Source organism: Yersinia sp. LJYL362, from assembly GCF_048323875.1.
On record NZ_JBLWEX010000308.1, the window covers coordinates 15,314 to 31,921 of the forward strand.

The following is a 16,608-nucleotide window of genomic DNA, read 5'->3' on the forward strand; positions in this document are numbered from 1 at the left end:
CAAAATGTTATAAAAGACATGTAGTTATAAAAGACATGTTGTTATAAAAGACATATTTTCTAGCTGCGCCATTCTTCACCCTGGGGATACTCAAATCGTGCTAATGACTCTTCTTTCATCGTGACGCTATAGCCCGGCAATTTTGGCGGCATATAACGTCCACGATTAATCGTAATTGGCTCGATAAAGTTTTCATGTAAGTGGTCAACATATTCCAGCACCCTTTTATCCAGTGATGCTGATACCGCGATATAATCGAATAAAACAATATTCTGTGAATATTGGCATAAACCAACACCACCACCATGTGGGCAAACAGGAATATTAAATTTGGCAGCCAATAGTAATACGGCTAATACTTCATTCAATCCACCCAGTCTGGCCGGATCTAATTGACAGAAATCAAGACTACCAGCCTGGAACATTTGTTTAAACATCACCCGGTTATGTGCGTGTTCACCGGTAGCAACACCAATAGGTGCGATCCGCTGGCGAATAGCTGCATGACCTAAAATATCATCCGGGCTGGTCGGCTCCTCAATCCACCAAGGATCAAATGCTGCCAATCGGCGCATATTTTCCACTGCCTGATCAACATCCCAAATCTGGTTGGCATCCATCATTAATTTGTAATCCCAACCTAACTCTTCGCGCAAAATAGTGGCTCGACGAATATCTTGTTCAATATCAGCCCCCACTTTTTGCTTCAAATGCGTCCAGCCATCGGCAACGGCCTGACGTGCCAGCGTCCGCATTTTTTCTTCCGAATAGCCGAGCCATCCGGCGGCAGTGGTGTAACCCGGGAAGCCATCACGCAACATTTCCTCTTCGCGCTGAGCTTTAGTAGTGGATACTTTGCGCAACATCGTAATGGCTTCTTCCGGTGTCAGCACATCGGTCAGGTAAGTGAAATCAACGCAATTAACCAATTGCTCTGGCGACATGTCTGCCAGAAGTTTCCATACCGGTTTACCTTCTTTTTTAGCCCACAGATCCCATATCGCATTAATGATCGCCGCAGTCGCCAGGTGGATAACCCCTTTTTCTGGGCCAACCCAACGTAGCTGGCAATCCCCCGCCACCAATTCATGCCAATAACGACCAAAATTAGCGGTGATATCTTCCAGATAGCGGTCTTGAACAAACAACTCAGACAATGATTTTACCGCCTGTACGCAAAGCTCATTGCCACGACCAATAGTAAAAGTCAGACCATTACCCACCAAATCGTCATTGGCATCGGTTCTTAACGTGACATAGGTAGCAGAATAATCTGAGATGGCATTCATCGCATCAGAACCATCCAGGTTTTTAGAAGTAGGAAAGCGAATATCTTTGACTTCAATATTAATTATTTTGCTTTTCATCTTATTCCTCGGTTTTAAAAATAGTCATTACATGCTGTCAATACATTAAAGACGTACTTGTATCGAAAAATATTCCCTGGCTGGCTAATTTATCGATATGGATACCGGGTATCTTTACTGTCTTAGTGAAATTAATTCATAAACACACTGTGGATATATTATTAATCTTGTACTGTGTCTACCTATTAACATAGCAAAAGACCATTACAATATTAATGTTATTAATAATAAGTTCATACAGAGACTTATTTTTTATAATATCCCACCCCTACTAGATTCGAGATGTCATTTAATTCTCCTTTTCGCTTTCGGTAATAACTCATATCTATCAACTGATTTTGAGGATAGTGGGATAAATATCCACTTCATGTTTTTTATGACAGATTCGTGCGGCAGCTATTATTTTACTGTTTTTAATCTGCTTTTAACGTGTTTTTTATCAGCTTTTTATAGGATTAAAATCGATAAAAAAGCGCAACAAAATTAAAAATAACTTTTAATATCATATTGTTATTTACAGTCATCGATGTGTCAGCATTTACATACCCTGCTAGTTTTGAAAGTAAATTCAATCAGTGTATTGGCTGATCGAATGCATCATTGACTGCTTTGCTGTATCCAAATGTTGGCGCAACTCACGCATTGCATTGAGGTCATTTCGGCAAATCAAGGCACTTAATATGGCCATGTGCTCTTCAGTAGCAATAATGTTTCTTTGCTTTAAATCTGCCTCATCCCATTGATAATGAAAGTGAAATATAACTGATATGATTTCCAAAGATTGATTGAAAAAAGGATTTTCTGCCGCAGACAAAATGAGTGTATGAAAGTCCTGGTCAAGCTGCGAGAAGGTCCGGTAGTTATCACCTATCGTTTCACGTAGTTGTCGATGACGCCCCAATAGCTCTTTGGCTTTTAACCAGCGCTCATCATCGGCGGGAAGATTCATAAAACGATTAAGAGCATGAGTTTCAAGCATTTCCCTTAATTCAAATAATTTCTCAGCATAGTTTTTATCGAATTTCTTCATCCGCCACTGCCCTCGGCGAATACTCTCAATCAGATTGTAACGGCAAAAACGCAGCAAAAACTCGCGCACAACAATCGGGCTGACCATGGCTTCTCTAGCCAGTTGTAACTCCGAAAAATTATCACCTGCACGTAATTTTCGCTGATTAATCATATGGTAAAATGCACGTTCGAAAATTCTGGTTTGTTCTTCGATAGGCTGACTGACACTATCAAAGCCGTCCATTTCATTTGGTTCACGTACAATCAGATAATTGCCATTCACTTTTTCCAACACGCCACATTCATATAAATAATTTAACGTATGATTCACGGTCGTGCGGCTGATGTTATACATTTCCGCCAGAGACGCCTGGGAAGGTAATGGAGATAAAATATGCCCTTTACTTATCCCATCGATCACTTGGTTAATCACATTATGGCGAAGGTTTTGAGTTCTACTCATCATAGCTCCTAGGGTTTTTTATTCATTTAAAACTAATTTAAAGCTGAATAGTCAGCACTAGTTCACAAATAACAGCATTGATTCATCCAGCGGGTGTTTTTTTATTTAATAAAAGAGTCCACCTATCAAGAGGCCCCGTTATGGAAAATATAAATACGATGAAAATATTACTTTGTGAAGAACCTACCAAGTTGGTTTATCAACAACGAGCATTGCCAATACCGAAAGCAGACGAAGCTTTAATAAAAGTTTTAAATGTTGGTATTTGCGGTACAGATATACATGCATGGGCAGGTCAGCAACCCTTTTTTAGTTATCCACGGGTATTAGGCCATGAGATTTGTGGGGAAATAATAGAGTTAGGAGATAAGGTTCATAATATGCATGTCGGACAACGTGTTGCTGTTATTCCTTATGTTGCTTGTCATCACTGTAACTCTTGCTTGAGCGGTAAAACAAATTGCTGTGAGAATATTTCAGTTATTGGCGTCCATCAGGATGGTGGATTTAGCGAGTATTTATCGGTCCCCACCAGCAATTTATTGCTGGTTGATGATGTAGACCCCGTATCTGCGGCACTGATTGAGCCTTTCGCTATCAGCGCCCATGCCGTGCGCCGGGCTGATATCCATCCCGGTGAACATGTCCTGGTGGTTGGTGCTGGCCCAATTGGCTTGGGTGTTGCTGCAATTGCACAAGCCGATGGGGCTCATGTGGTGATGGCTGACACGAGTACGCAGCGCCGTAACCATGTAGAAAATCTGTTGGATATCTGCGCGTTAGACCCAAGTGATACGGAATTCGAACAGCAGTTGCGCCAGCAATTCTCCGGCATGTTGCCATTGAAAGTGATAGATGCCACCGGTAATCAACGAGCCATGAATAACACGGTCAACTTTATCCGTCATGGAGGCAGCATCGTGTTTGTCGGCCTGTTTAAAGGCGATCTCAGTTTCCCTGATCCTGATTTCCATAAAAAAGAAACCACCATGATGGGTAGCCGAAATGCCACTTTTGAGGACTTTGCCAAAGTTGGGAAATTGATGGCCGCAGGAAAATTATCGGCGAATATGATCCTCACTCATAGCTTTGAATTCAATACCTTGGCAGATGTTTATGAACAACAGGTTGTGAAGAATAAAGATCTTATCAAAGGCGTTATTCGATTCTGATATCACACATTGTAAGGATGTAACTCTATGTTAACGTTAAATCGTCGTGATTTTCCGGGTCGCCATCACCCTGATAAGGTCATTCAATTTGGTGAAGGTAATTTTCTGCGTGCTTTCGTTGATTGGCAATTGGATTTGCTCAATGAACATACCAGCCTTGATGCCGGAATCGTCGTCGTCCGCCCGATTAACAGCGATTATCCCCCCTCACTTAGCACTCAAGATGGCTTATACACCACTATTATTCGCGGCCTGAATGATAAAGGTGAAAAAGTCAGCGACGCACGAATCATTCGCTCAGTTAATCGTGAAATAAATATTTATCAAGATTTTGAGAGCTATCTGGCCCTCGCCCGTGACGAAAATATTCGGTGGGTTTTCTCTAATACCACTGAGGCGGGTATCAGTTATTGGGCAGAAGATAAGTTTAGCGACGCGCCCCCGGTCAGTTATCCGGCTAAACTGACTCGCCTGATGTATGAGCGCTTTCAATATTTTTCCGGGGCGGCAGATAAAGGCTGGGTGTTTCTGCCCTGCGAACTCATTGATTACAACGGCGAAGCATTACAAAATCTGGTCCTACGCTATGCACAACAATGGCAATTAGGTGACGCTTTCAGCCAATGGCTGATTCAGCATAATACCTTTTGCTCAACATTGGTCGATCGCATCGTAACTGGTTACCCCCGTGACGAAGCACCGATACTAGAGTCTGAACTGGGCTATCACGATGCTTTTCTCGATACCGCAGAGCACTTTTATCTGTTTGTTATTCAAGGGCCACAATCATTGGCGCAGGAATTACATTTGGATGAATACCCGCTAAACATTCACATCGTTGATGATATTAAGCCGTATAAAGAGCGCAAAGTGGCTATTTTGAATGGTGCTCACACGGCGTTGGTACCTGTCGCCTATCTTGCCGGGCTAAATACCGTTGGCGAAGCTATGGCAGATCGACAAATCAGTGAATTTGTCGCGCAGCTCATCAATCAAGAAATCATTCCGGTATTAGATTTGCCACCCGATGAGCTACAGACCTTTGCTCAAGCTGTACTCGGCCGTTTCCGTAACCCTTTCATTCAACATCAGTTATTGTCAATTTCTCTTAATGGCATGACCAAGTTTCGCACACGGATTTTGCCACAATTGCTTGCCAGCCAACGCAAAAATGGTGTTCTACCGCCGCGGCTGACTTTCGCCTTTGCTGCATTGCTGATGTTTTATCGCGGCCAACGTGATGATGGCAGCTATCGATTACAAGACGATGCTCACTGGTTAAGCTGCTTTTCAGCACTTTGGCAAGATGTCGAAGCGGGAATATTGCCGATGCGGGATCTGGTGCAATTGGTGTTAGCCGACAGCACCCATTGGGGACAAGAACTCAATCAAATCCCCCATTTGACAGACCAGATTACTGAACAATTACAAGCAATTGATCGTGTGGGGATGCGGGCAGCATTAGCCGCATACAGCTGAAGCTTGCCATACAGAAGCTAATATATATGCAAAAAACCATAAAAATACATCCATTGGATAATGTTGCTGTCGCGCTGAGTTCACTGGAAGCAGGTGAGCAAATTGATATCGTTGGGGATTGCATCACCTTGCTACAAGCGGTGAGTCGGGGACATAAATTGGCCATACAGCCTTTGCAGCGTGGGCAAAATATCATCAAGTATGGCCTGCCGATTGGCCATACGCTCAGCGATATAGCTGTGGGTGAACATATACACTCGCAAAATGCCAAAACCAATCTTAGCGATCTGGATCACTACAGTTATCAGCCGGAACCCGGCATCTTGCCACCACAAATGGCAGAACGTGAAGTACAGATTTACCGACGATCCACAGGAGATGTTGGGATCCGCAATGAATTATGGATTATCCCGACAGTGGGTTGTGTCAATGGTATTGCCCGCCAGATTCAGCAGCGTTTCTTACAGGCAACTCATGGCGCCCCCGGCATTGATGGCATTTATCTTTTTAGTCATCCGTTTGGTTGTTCACAACTGGGCGATGACCACCAGAACACTCGCACCATGCTGCAAAATATGGTGCGACACCCTAACGCTGGCGCAGTGCTGGTCATTGGCTTGGGATGTGAAAACAATCAGGTTGATGAGTTTCGCGAAACCCTTGGCCCGATTGATGAACAGCGAGTGAAATTTATGATTTGCCAGCAGCAGGGGGATGAAGTCGCCGCGGGTATGGAGCAACTTCAGATGTTGTATGAGGTCATGCGCCATGATAAACGCGTCAAGGGAGGGATCAGTGAACTGAAGTTTGGGCTGGAATGCGGCGGTTCTGATGGACTGTCCGGTATTACAGCCAACCCATTATTGGGCCGTTTCTCTGACTATGTCATCGCTCATGGTGGGACTTCGGTGCTGACTGAAGTGCCAGAAATGTTTGGTGCGGAACGCATTTTAATGAGCCGTTGCCGTGATATCACCACCTTTGATAAGACGGTGAGTATGGTCAATGAATTCAAACAATACTTTATTGACCACCACCAGCCGATTTATGAAAACCCCTCTCCAGGGAACAAAGCTGGCGGTATCACAACACTGGAAGAAAAGTCACTGGGATGTACCCAAAAAGCAGGACAAAGTCAGGTGGTTGATGTGCTGAAATATGCCGAGAGACTGAAAACACCAGGCTTAAATTTACTGAGCGCTCCCGGTAATGATGCGGTTGCTACCAGTGCACTGGCTGGTGCCGGTTGCCATATGGTGCTATTCAGTACCGGCCGTGGCACACCATATGGCGGTTTCGTCCCTACCGTAAAACTAGCGACTAACAGTGAACTGGCAGCTCAGAAACCCCATTGGATTGATTTCGATGCAGGCAAACTGATTCACGGAGTCAATATGGAGGAGTTACTAACAGCGTTTATCGACTTGATTGTCGCTATTGCTAATGGCCAACCGACATGTAATGAAGTGAATGATTTTCGCGAACTCGCCATTTTCAAAAGTGGCGTCACCTTGTAACGAGGAATGCACGGGCAGGCTCCCCCTGCCCGAGTTTGAATATTACTCGCTCAACGATCATTGATCAGATTAAGAAATTGCCGAGTCCGGGCATGGCGAGGTGTAACCAAAATATCCTGTGGCATACCGTCATCGATAATTTTACCCTGCTCCATAAAAATCACCCTATCAGCCACATCTCGGGCAAAATGCATTTCATGGGTCACCAATAACATGGTCATTTGTTGTTCATGCGCAATATTGCGGATAACGCCCAGTACCTCGCTGACCAACTCTGGATCCAGTGCTGAAGTCACTTCATCAAACAGCATCACTTTAGGGCGCATTGCCAAAGCTCGAGCAATGGCCACCCGCTGCTGCTGCCCTCCCGACAGGGTGGCTGGCCAGGCATTCGCTTTATGAGCCAGCCCCACTAATTGCAGATAATGATCAGCTCGCGCCCGTGCCTCTTCGACACCTACCTTCAAAACCCGCAAAGGGGCCTCGGTAATATTTTGCTCAACCGTTAAATGGGGGAACAAGTTAAAGTGCTGGAAGACCATACCAACCACATGGTTTACCGGTGGGCGATGGAAGAGCGAATAAGGCTGTCCGCCCGCCTTGACAGGCTTCCCCTCAATATTTATTTGACCAGCAGTAAAGGTTTCCAACCCTTTGATCAACCGTAAAATAGTTGATTTTCCTGAACCACTTGGGCCTATCAATGCCACTTTTTGCCCGGCAGGAATCGACAAGTCAAGGTGGTCCAACACCCGTGTCTCACCATAGTTTTTCACCACTTGCGACAAGGTGATCTGCACTGGAGGAAGTGGAGTTAAAGAGGACTTAAACATGTGCGCGCCGCCTTTCCAGATAGCTAAACAATAATGATGTCGGCAAACTAATAAGCAGGAACAGTAATGCCATCAATGTGTAAGGTTCGTTATAACGATAGGTTAGGCCGGCAATCTGCTTCGCTGCCTGAAATAGCTCAGGAATAGTGATAACCGCCAACAGAGGGGTCTCTTTAAACATCCCAATCAGGTAATTACCCAGCACCGGTAACATAGGCTTGAATGCTTGCGGCAAAATGATGCGCGTCCACCGCGTCAAAGGTGGAAAATCCAATGCACGCGCGGCATCCCACTGCCCTTGCGGCACACCATTGATTGCTCCACGGAATGCTTCAGCAATATAAGCGCCGTAATATAATCCCATGCCAACGACGCCAGTGGCCATTGCTGGTAATGCTAATCCGCTGAGTGGTAATGCAAAAAACAAAAAGTAGAGCTGCACCAGCAGTGGCGTATTACGAAAAAATGTCACATACGCCTGACACACAGCGCTGATTATGGGTGATTGCAGTTGCAGTAACACCGCAACCAGCATCCCCAACAACGTCGCCAGCACAAAACCCGCCACCACCACTTCAAGGGTCACCAGCAAACCAGGTAGTAAATCTGGCAAGATTGACCAGGCAAATGCGAAATCAAAATCCATCATCATTCCTCGGCCAAACTCATGGCTAATTCATCTCTCACTAGCGACTCCCTATTTGGCGATAGCGGGTATGATGCTGTTCGTAATGTGCCACTAATCGGGTCAGCGGCCAGGCCATTGCGAAATAACACAGCAATACCATGCTCCAAATCAGTGTCTGGTCGCCCAAGGTGGTAATCAATGATGCCCCCGCAAAGGTCAAGTCACTCAGCGTAATTAAGGACACTATCGACGTCGATTTCAGTAGTTCCACCAGTAGGTTACCGAGCGGAGGAAGCATAAAAGGCAGTGCTTGTGGCAGAATAATGCGGCGAAAAGCCACCAATGGTGGGAAATCCAACGCGCGCAATGCATCGCGCTGCCCCTGACTGACATTGACGATGGCACTGCGAACAATCTCTGCACCAAAAGAAGAGAAATTGAGGCCCAGTCCAATAACCGCTGTGGTCATTGGGCTGATGCTAATTCCGAATAATGGCAGAATAAAAAATAGATAAAACAGCTGTACCAGTGCCGATGTACCGCGCAAAAACTCGATGCAAGCAGCAGTAATGATACGCACGGGCCGCAGGGGCGACAGTCGCAATAGCGCAAATACAAACGAGAGCACCAAAGCCACAACAGCAGATAATAAGGTTATTTGCACAGTGACCCATGCCCCACGGGCCAGTTCACCGGCAACAAATGGCAGATGACTCAATTCCATAATTTCAACTCAGTGTGCGGACAACCTATTCCAGTGAGCCTGCGAGTGTCGGAGCCAGGCTGATCAGCCACTCACCTTGATTGATGATATTGTGATTTACTATCATCAATATCAGGCCAGAAAAAGGCGCTATGATATCGGCCACCCATTCACCGTATAGATTCTTAATCACCCCCAGTCGCTGCCCACGGCTCACCTGCTCACCCGCCGCAATATCCAGATACCAACGACCACTCACTGGCGCTTCAATTTTGTCAAAATTATCAACAACAATATTGCGTCGCGTCCGTATTTGCTTAGCCCCCTGCGTCAGCCCGAGTTGGCGAGCAATGTTAGCGACACCATTGAAATGGAATTGGATATTTTCTTCGTCAAGAATACCGTTAGCGCCGCCCTCAGACATCACCGCATGCCGCCCTAACCAGGGTAATTCGTTAGTTGCCCGCCCTCGATTATTGGTTTGGTCTACCGCAAACTCGACAATGGCATCGGCATCAAACTGATGGGCCAGCGAGCGAGTTATATTGTCGAACTCACCATCGCCAATCTGTTGGCACATAACAAATTTCGCTACATCTTCACGCAGGTCGCCGCCATGTAAATCAATAAATACCGCAGCCTCTTTCGCCCAGCTATTCAGTACGCTATCAATAAGAACTTCGCTGAAACTCCCTTGAGGATCTCCTGGAGAAAGAAAATTGATGTTTTTATTGTCCTCTGGGCAAACAAATTCAGAATGCAGATATAAACCGGGCATATTAAGCACCGGAAGAATGCTTACCGAACCGTGGACTAACTGGTCGGCAAAGTAATTTTTCAAGCGCAAAGCCGCTTCCATGGCCGAGACTTCATTAGGATGCATACCAGCAATGATGGCTAATTTTGGCCCCGGTTGCGGAGCCTCAATATCAAAATAAGGAAGTTCAAGCCCCGCCAATGTCGGATGGCTGAAAGACAATTGCCCCCAACTCACTATTCCAGCCTGCCCGATAATACGTTTTGAATACGACGAGTGTTTCGACATAAATTACCTACAAATCTCAGCAAAAATAATTAAGCCTGTGGCTCACATATCTGACTGGCTTGAACTTCTACCGGGGGTAACTCATTCTCGGTATAGCCATATTTTTGTAGGATTTTCAGTAATTCACCCGAAGCTCGTAATTTCGCTAATTCGGCATTAAATGCTTGAGTGAATTCGGGATCATTATGCGGTAAACCAAACGCGTGATAATTGTAGCCAGGGTTACCATGAGCATCGGGGATTTGCTGGAAAGGCAATGCGCGTTCGACCGTCGGGTCATTTGCTTTTTTCAACAAACTGAGGATTTCAGCATCAGGGAAATAAACAGCGTCAACACGACCGGCTTTCAGAGCCGCCAGTGCTTCAGTATCTTTATCAAATAGCACTACCTTGCTGGCTGCTATTCCACTATCTTTGGCTTCAGTAATTTGGTTCGTGCCATTTTGGGTACCAAGACGAGCTTTATTATTGGCTGCAACATCTTTTAGACTATGCAAATTCAATGGGTTGCCTTTCCTCACGATAAAAGCCCCACCGGAACGTGTAACGGGATTAGAAAAACCAATAACTTTGCAGCGGGCCGGGTTAATAAATAACCCCGCGCCAATCACATCAAAACGTTTTGCCGCCAAACCGGGTACCAATGCGCCAAAATCAACAATCGGTGTTTCTATTTGGGTTATCCCCAATGGTTTCAATACCGCACGCAACACTTCCACATTCGCGCCAGTCGCCTTGCCATCAGTACCGATATAGCCATAAGGCTGTTCATTCGCAATGCCGGCAATCAGTGGTTCATGATTTTTGGCTTTATCCAATAAGCTTTGGGCTGATGCGCTGAATGACAACGCCGCATTTAACAATAATGAGACACTCAATATCCCACTCAGAGATAAAGTTTTATTCAGTTTCATGTATATTTACCTGGTAATAAATAAATTAAGTTTTTCAATCAGAAGGCTATCTGTTTTTTGATGAAATATTTTTAAGAACTCGATACTAAATAAACATTAATATTTAATGGTGAATAAATTCAATCCCATACAGCCCACCGATGGCATTGATTGTTTCCAGTAAATGCGCGCCATCAGCTTGTGATAAGCTGGCATCACCCTCGGATACAGAGGCTGGCTGCCACCAAGAAAGTCCGGTAAACCATGCAGTAATCTTAGCCATTATTGCCTCCACGCTATTGAGTAAACCAAGTAGAACGCCTTATTTAAGAGTAAACGCTGAACCAAACAATAAATGAAATAAGCATTATTGCTTTCAATATGCAAAATTTAGCTATTAAAGAGCTCACTTGGCGAAATTATCATTTGGGGGATGCCACTCCAGCACCAAGACGTTATATTGGATAGACATTTATCTTTAATAGATAACGATACTGAAGGAGCTCCGCATGTTTGTTGTCAGCTTGACTTACCACCAACCTATAGACGTCGTAGAAGCACTGACTGAAAGCCATAAAGACTGGTTGAAAAAGTATTATGCGCAAGGCGTGTTTATCGCCTCAGGTCGTAAAGTACCACGCACCGGTGGCATTATTTTGGCAAAAAGTATCGGTCGAGAAGAGTTAGATAAAATATTGGCAGAAGATCCGTTTAATGCAGTGGCTGATTATAGTGTGACTGAGTTTGTCCCTTCCATGACTATTGAGTCAGTTGAAGCATTAAAAACGCTTTAATTTTTTGATATAAAGCAAGTAAACAGCCATGGTCATGCATGGCTGTTTTTGCGTATCGACAGGTTATGAAACGGCCCGCTGTTGTCGTTTTTTCATAATCCGGTGCAAGTTTTCCTCAAGCCAGACCGCCAACCCTTCGACTTGCTCCTGAACTTCTTTCCCCAATGGGGTCAGTTGATATTCCACATGAGGTGGTACGACGGGGTAAGCAATACGGTCAACAAACCCGTCTTCTTCGAGGTTTTGCAAAGTTTGCGCCAGCATTTTTTCACTGACACCACCAATCTTTCTTCTCAAGGCACTAAAACGCAAAGTTTCATTACTCAAAGCAATGAGCACCAACACTCCCCAACGACTGGTGACACGCTTGAGCACTTCCCTTGATGGGCAATCTACATTGAGTAACTCACCCCGCCGGACTTGCTCTGGAAATGAAATAGTGCCTGTTAAATTTTGCGACTCTATTATTTTCATACTAACCTTTTCGTGCGTACTTACTTAAAGTTAGTATATTGCATATGATGATCTTAAGGGCGAGTTTTTAGCGAAAATTGTTTCCTAAAAAATAGCTCGCCATCTTCCAACACTATTTGGAGCGTCATAATGATCGCAGTAACCGGTGCTACAGGCCAACTAGGCCGTCTTGTTATCAATGCGTTACTTAAAAAAGTGCCTGCAAATGAAATTATTGCCGCAGTCCGCAGCCCTGAAAAAGCGAGTGACTTGGCCGCATTAGGAGTTCAGGTACGTAAAGCGGATTATAGCCAACCCACTACACTGGAGACCGCATTCCAAGGCGTTGATAAGCTGTTGTTAATCTCATCAAGTGAAGTAGGACAACGTATTGCCCAACATACAGCCGTCATTAATGCCGCCAAACATGCGGGCGTCAAATTATTGGCTTATACCAGCTTGCTACATGCCGATACCAGCACGCTGGGATTAGGGGAAGAACACCGCGCCACAGAATCACTTTTGCGTGAATCGGGCCTACCTGTGGTGTTGTTGCGAAACGGCTGGTACACCGAAAACTATGCCGCAAGTATTGCACCTGCTCTGGCTCACGGCGCATTTATCGGGGCGGTTGGTGACGGGCGTATCGCCTCAGCCACTCGTGAAGATTATGCACAAGCCGCTGCCGAAGTGTTAACTCAAGAAAATCAAGCCGGTAAAGTGTATGAATTAGCCGGTGATGACAGCTACTCCCTGGCTGAATTCTCAGCAGAGATTGCCCGTCAATCAGGTAAGCCAGTGGTATACAAAAACTTGTCTGAAGCCGACTTTAAACAAGCACTGCTTAGTGCGGGTTTACCGGAGGTTTTTGCGAGTTTGTTAGCGGATTCTGATGCGGGTGCCGCTAAAGGCGGGCTATTTGATGATAGCCATACATTGAGCAAACTTATTGGCCGCCCAACCACGCCTTATGCGAAAGTCATTGCCACAACACTGGCTGCAAGCTAAATCTTGTCGTCAGCGTTTTTAACCGGTAACCATTGAGTTACCGGTTTCATCCAACGATACCATTATGTGTCTTATGATTTGGCTGCGTCCAATGCCTGAGTCAAATCATTGAGAATATCGTCAATGTGCTCAATACCAATCGACAATCTCACCATATCCCGCGGCACTCCCGCTTTGATAAGTTCCTCATCATTGAGCTGGCGGTGGGTTGTTGAGGCCGGATGGCACGCCAATGACTTAGCATCACCAATATTCACTAGCCGCACGATCAAATTCAGCGCATCAATAAATCGTCCTCCCGCAGCCTGACCACCATGGATACCAAATGATAATATCGCGGCGGGTTTACCGCCAAAATAACGCTGGGCTAACTCATGCTCAGGATGGTCGGGTAAGCCAGCATATTTAACCCAGCTGACTTGTGGGTGATTTTTCAGATAATGGGCAACTTTCAGCGCATTTTCGGTATGGCGTTCCATGCGTAAAGCCAGGGTTTCCAGCCCCTGTAAAATCAGGAATGCATTGAATGGCGACAGTGCCGCCCCCGTGTTTCTCAATGGTACGACCCGGCAACGACCAATATAAGCTGCTGCACCGAATTGTTCGGTATAAGTCACGCCGTGATAAGACGGATCGGGGGTATTCAATTGAGCAAAACGCTGCGGATATTGCGCCCAAGGGAACTTACCGGAATCCACCACGATCCCACCAATACTGGAACCATGACCGCCAATGTATTTAGTTAATGAATGAACTACGATATCGGCACCATGCTCAAATGGCCGACAAAGAATAGGTGTTGCGACTGTATTATCAACAATCAGCGGCACACCATGCCGATGGGCAGCATCCGCTAATTTTTTCAAATCAACAATATTGCCTGCCGGGTTGCCTATTGATTCACAGAAAACCGCTTTGGTTCGGTCATCAATCAATGCTTCTAAAGCGTCAATATCATTATGATCGGCAAATCGGGTTTCTATCCCATAACGTGGCAAAGTATGGGCCAGCAAGTTGTAGGTTCCGCCGTACAACTTCGCCACTGACACAATGTTATCCCCTGTTTCGGCAATGGTCTGGATAGCATAGGTAATAGCCGCCATGCCCGAAGCCACCGCCAGTGCAGCTATTCCCCCTTCCAGAGCTGCAACCCGTTGTTCTAACACATCATTGGTAGGGTTCATGATCCGTGAATAAATATTGCCCGCAACTTTTAAATCAAATAAATCAGCGCCATGCTGGGTATCATCAAAGGCAAAAGAAGAAGTCTGATAAATAGGAACAGCCACAGCCTTGGTAGTTGGATCTGGTGAATAACCTGCATGAATAGATAATGTTTCTAATTTCATTTTCATCCCTTCTAAAATGACGATATCCAGCCCACTACAAGTACGCAACGCAATAGTAGCCGAATGCTATACAAGTAAGCGTGATGGACAGCGGACGCGACGTAGGAACTTACAATAGAGGAATTACTGAGTGGCACATACCTCACAAAGTAATTATTTAGCTATTAATTATAATAAAATGATATCGATCACAGACTCCATCAGCCTGATGGCATGATTCATACGCTGTTTTAACCTCCCCATATAGAGGAAGCTAAATTTATTGTTTAGTTGATAATATCGCACCTCCCATCATATTAATGATTGCTGCAATAAATCGTATTGTTTACTGGGTCATGACATTTTTTAAAATATATAATTCTAACTTTGGAAATAGACACCACGATAATATTTTCATAGTGTAACGGGACATTAATTACTCACATAAGGAATATATACTTCAAATAAAGACCATTCTTATCTATTTTAAACAATCAAAATTCAATCTCAATAAATAAGGAATTTCTATGTGTACTTTTTTTCATATTAAAGCAAAAAACGATGCTGTGATTGTAGGCCGCGCAATGGACTTCGGTATCCCACTGAATCCTGCCTTTTATATTCATAAACGCGGTGACTCACTTAGTTCTTCAATTTCTGTAGATGGAGAATCAATCGACATGCCGGAACTGGACATCGGTAAAAGTCTTTACGGCTATGTTGGCGTTGGTGTTACCTATAAATTCATCCCCTTCACTAATCGTATTATTACGGATGGTATGAATGAGGCAGGGCTAAATGCCAGTATGTTATTTATTGAAAATACTAAATATCAACATTTTGTTAATCCTAAAACCTCAATTCCCGCTTTCATTATGTGTAATTGGGTTTTAGGGCACTGTGGCAACGTCCAGGAGGCTCGTGAAAAACTGCCTCATCATCAGTTCTATATGCCTGCATTAATGGCGTCCGACCTCCCGCTTTATATGTCATTAGTTGATAAAACCGGGGAATCTATTGTTGTGCAGTTCCAAGATGGTGAAATGAAAATCCACGAAAATCCAATTGGGCTATCCACTAATGGTCCGTGGTTCCCTTGGCATTTAGATAATATCTCAAATTATGCCAATATAACTAAAGACACGCCTGAACCCTTTAAAATGAACGATTTTGAAGTGAAGCCCAAAGATGGGACAGGTTTATTAGGTATTCCAGGCGATTTTACTTCAGTCTCACGCTTTGTTCGCGTCGCATATGAAAAACATTTCTTAGCACAACCTACGGATAATGATCAAGCTTATGAGCAAGCAACTCATATCCTGAATTCAGTTGATTTTGGCAGTGGTGTTAAACATGGTGGGCGGGAAGATCTGAACACCTATATTTTCACCCGTTGGGCAACAATTAAGGATTTGGACAAAGGTATTATTGCTATACGCACTCATAATAACATGCAATTAAGAGCAATTGATCTATCGAAAATTGATTTTGGTGCTATCAAAAATCATATCGTTCATATCCCTAACCTGGAACCAATGACCTTTATAAAAAACTCTGTCTCTGATAAATTTGAGAATGAAACTGGCTGTTAAATATTATAATTTACCAACAAAAAATAAGGTTCTTCTACGCCCCGCAAAATGAACAGACGAACCGAGTAATAAACTCTATTTATCATTAGTCAACCACTCAATACAGGTGGAGGGATCCGCCTGTATTGAACAATCGAAATAATAAATACGGAAACTTATAGTTCAATATATAAAATGGGCATTAAATTATTATTGGCAACTTAAAACCCTACGGTTATAAATTTTTAAATAAAAACATTAGCTTAAGATAATTTGCTCTGCATCACGAAAAATATAACCTAAGGAATTAAAATAAATAGATCATATTATAAAACTTCGGAGT

At 44.2% G+C, this 16,608-nt stretch carries 16 protein-coding genes; 6 read left to right on the forward strand and 10 right to left on the reverse strand.

All coding sequences use genetic code 11. The features are described from left to right. Window positions 1-59: 59 nt before the first annotated feature. Both ACNSO8_RS24045 and ACNSO8_RS24050 read right to left on the reverse strand, forming a co-directional pair. Window positions 60-1,367, reverse strand: coding sequence for an enolase C-terminal domain-like protein (locus ACNSO8_RS24045; protein ID WP_019079740.1), 1,308 nt, complete (start codon window positions 1,365-1,367; stop codon window positions 60-62). 568 nt (window positions 1,368-1,935) lie between these two features. Next, window positions 1,936-2,841 (reverse strand): GntR family transcriptional regulator, encoded by a 906-nt coding sequence (locus ACNSO8_RS24050; protein ID WP_019079741.1) that lies wholly within the window; start codon window positions 2,839-2,841, stop codon window positions 1,936-1,938. 149 nt (window positions 2,842-2,990) lie between these two features. Between ACNSO8_RS24050 and ACNSO8_RS24055 the strand changes: the two genes are divergently transcribed. Genes ACNSO8_RS24055 through ACNSO8_RS24065 form a run of 3 tightly spaced genes read left to right on the forward strand, consistent with a single transcriptional unit; the run spans window position 2,991 to window position 7,009 of the window. Next, complete coding sequence (locus tag ACNSO8_RS24055; RefSeq protein ID WP_050321660.1) at window positions 2,991-4,013, forward strand: zinc-binding alcohol dehydrogenase family protein; 1,023 nt, start codon at window positions 2,991-2,993, stop codon at window positions 4,011-4,013. Between the two features lie 27 nt (window positions 4,014-4,040). Then, window positions 4,041-5,492, forward strand: a complete 1,452-nt coding sequence (locus ACNSO8_RS24060; protein ID WP_019079743.1) for a tagaturonate reductase — start codon at window positions 4,041-4,043, stop codon at window positions 5,490-5,492. Between the two features lie 26 nt (window positions 5,493-5,518). Continuing rightward, window positions 5,519-7,009: a UxaA family hydrolase gene (locus ACNSO8_RS24065; protein WP_050870369.1), complete on the forward strand. Its 1,491-nt coding sequence runs from the start codon at window positions 5,519-5,521 to the stop codon at window positions 7,007-7,009. A 50-nt stretch (window positions 7,010-7,059) separates the two neighbouring features. Here ACNSO8_RS24065 and ACNSO8_RS24070 read toward each other — a convergent pair whose 3' ends face one another. The 6 genes from ACNSO8_RS24070 to ACNSO8_RS24095 form a co-directional block, all read right to left on the reverse strand. Continuing rightward, window positions 7,060-7,842, reverse strand: coding sequence for an amino acid ABC transporter ATP-binding protein (locus ACNSO8_RS24070; RefSeq protein WP_019083375.1), 783 nt, complete (start codon window positions 7,840-7,842; stop codon window positions 7,060-7,062). Beyond that, window positions 7,835-8,488, reverse strand: coding sequence for an ectoine/hydroxyectoine ABC transporter permease subunit EhuD (gene ehuD / locus ACNSO8_RS24075; protein WP_019079746.1), 654 nt, complete (start codon window positions 8,486-8,488; stop codon window positions 7,835-7,837). The genes ACNSO8_RS24070 and ehuD overlap by 8 nt, the downstream gene beginning before the upstream one ends. Window positions 8,489-8,528: 40 nt before the next feature. Further along, complete coding sequence (gene ehuC, locus ACNSO8_RS24080) at window positions 8,529-9,194, reverse strand: ectoine/hydroxyectoine ABC transporter permease subunit EhuC (RefSeq protein ID WP_019079747.1); 666 nt, start codon at window positions 9,192-9,194, stop codon at window positions 8,529-8,531. Window positions 9,195-9,219: 25 nt separating this feature from the next. Beyond that, a complete protein-coding gene (locus ACNSO8_RS24085; protein WP_229694748.1) occupies window positions 9,220-10,218 on the reverse strand; it encodes a succinylglutamate desuccinylase/aspartoacylase family protein in 999 nt (332 codons plus the stop codon). Between the two features lie 29 nt (window positions 10,219-10,247). Beyond that, a complete protein-coding gene (ehuB, locus tag ACNSO8_RS24090; RefSeq protein ID WP_019079749.1) occupies window positions 10,248-11,132 on the reverse strand; it encodes an ectoine/hydroxyectoine ABC transporter substrate-binding protein EhuB in 885 nt (294 codons plus the stop codon). Between the two features lie 103 nt (window positions 11,133-11,235). Then, window positions 11,236-11,394, reverse strand: a complete 159-nt coding sequence (locus ACNSO8_RS24095; RefSeq protein ID WP_172654081.1) for a hypothetical protein — start codon at window positions 11,392-11,394, stop codon at window positions 11,236-11,238. A 226-nt stretch (window positions 11,395-11,620) separates the two neighbouring features. Here ACNSO8_RS24095 and ACNSO8_RS24100 point away from each other — a divergent pair, with 226 nt between their 5' ends. Continuing rightward, on the forward strand, window positions 11,621-11,905 hold the full coding sequence (locus tag ACNSO8_RS24100) for a YciI family protein (protein ID WP_019079751.1): 285 nt from the start codon (window positions 11,621-11,623) through the stop codon (window positions 11,903-11,905). 63 nt (window positions 11,906-11,968) lie between these two features. On the opposite strand, the gene ACNSO8_RS24105 is transcribed toward ACNSO8_RS24100, so the two are convergent. Next, a complete protein-coding gene (locus ACNSO8_RS24105) occupies window positions 11,969-12,379 on the reverse strand; it encodes a winged helix-turn-helix transcriptional regulator (RefSeq protein ID WP_268215817.1) in 411 nt (136 codons plus the stop codon). A 129-nt stretch (window positions 12,380-12,508) separates the two neighbouring features. Between ACNSO8_RS24105 and ACNSO8_RS24110 the strand changes: the two genes are divergently transcribed. After that, the gene (locus ACNSO8_RS24110) at window positions 12,509-13,366 is read left to right on the forward strand and encodes an SDR family oxidoreductase (protein ID WP_050160712.1); all 858 of its coding nucleotides are present in this window, start codon (window positions 12,509-12,511) and stop codon (window positions 13,364-13,366) included. Window positions 13,367-13,437: 71 nt separating this feature from the next. Here the strand turns inward: ACNSO8_RS24110 and ACNSO8_RS24115 are convergent, their stop codons facing one another. Continuing rightward, entirely contained in the window at window positions 13,438-14,715 is a 1,278-nt protein-coding gene (locus ACNSO8_RS24115) for a bifunctional O-acetylhomoserine aminocarboxypropyltransferase/cysteine synthase (RefSeq protein WP_019079754.1), read from the reverse strand. 506 nt (window positions 14,716-15,221) lie between these two features. Between ACNSO8_RS24115 and ACNSO8_RS24120 the strand changes: the two genes are divergently transcribed. Further along, a complete protein-coding gene (locus tag ACNSO8_RS24120) occupies window positions 15,222-16,286 on the forward strand; it encodes a linear amide C-N hydrolase (RefSeq protein WP_019079755.1) in 1,065 nt (354 codons plus the stop codon). Window positions 16,287-16,608: the final 322 nt, after the last annotated feature.

Bases quoted from the DNA above. Each gene is read 5' to 3' on its own strand.
- ACNSO8_RS24045 (WP_019079740.1), bottom strand. From the start codon at position 1,367: ATGAAAAGCAAAATAATTAATATTGAAGTCAAAGATATTCGCTTTCCT.
- ACNSO8_RS24050 (WP_019079741.1), bottom strand. From the start codon at position 2,841: ATGAGTAGAACTCAAAACCTTCGCCATAATGTGATTAACCAAGTGATC.
- ACNSO8_RS24060 (WP_019079743.1), top strand. From the start codon at position 4,041: ATGTTAACGTTAAATCGTCGTGATTTTCCGGGTCGCCATCACCCTGAT.
- ACNSO8_RS24065 (WP_050870369.1), top strand. From the start codon at position 5,519: ATGCAAAAAACCATAAAAATACATCCATTGGATAATGTTGCTGTCGCG.
- ACNSO8_RS24070 (WP_019083375.1), bottom strand. From the start codon at position 7,842: ATGTTTAAGTCCTCTTTAACTCCACTTCCTCCAGTGCAGATCACCTTG.
- ehuD (WP_019079746.1), bottom strand. From the start codon at position 8,488: ATGGATTTTGATTTCGCATTTGCCTGGTCAATCTTGCCAGATTTACTA.
- ehuC (WP_019079747.1), bottom strand. From the start codon at position 9,194: ATGGAATTGAGTCATCTGCCATTTGTTGCCGGTGAACTGGCCCGTGGG.
- ACNSO8_RS24085 (WP_229694748.1), bottom strand. From the start codon at position 10,218: ATGTCGAAACACTCGTCGTATTCAAAACGTATTATCGGGCAGGCTGGA.
- ehuB (WP_019079749.1), bottom strand. From the start codon at position 11,132: ATGAAACTGAATAAAACTTTATCTCTGAGTGGGATATTGAGTGTCTCA.
- ACNSO8_RS24095 (WP_172654081.1), bottom strand. From the start codon at position 11,394: ATGGCTAAGATTACTGCATGGTTTACCGGACTTTCTTGGTGGCAGCCA.
- ACNSO8_RS24100 (WP_019079751.1), top strand. From the start codon at position 11,621: ATGTTTGTTGTCAGCTTGACTTACCACCAACCTATAGACGTCGTAGAA.
- ACNSO8_RS24105 (WP_268215817.1), bottom strand. From the start codon at position 12,379: ATGAAAATAATAGAGTCGCAAAATTTAACAGGCACTATTTCATTTCCA.
- ACNSO8_RS24110 (WP_050160712.1), top strand. From the start codon at position 12,509: ATGATCGCAGTAACCGGTGCTACAGGCCAACTAGGCCGTCTTGTTATC.
- ACNSO8_RS24115 (WP_019079754.1), bottom strand. From the start codon at position 14,715: ATGAAATTAGAAACATTATCTATTCATGCAGGTTATTCACCAGATCCA.
- ACNSO8_RS24120 (WP_019079755.1), top strand. From the start codon at position 15,222: ATGTGTACTTTTTTTCATATTAAAGCAAAAAACGATGCTGTGATTGTA.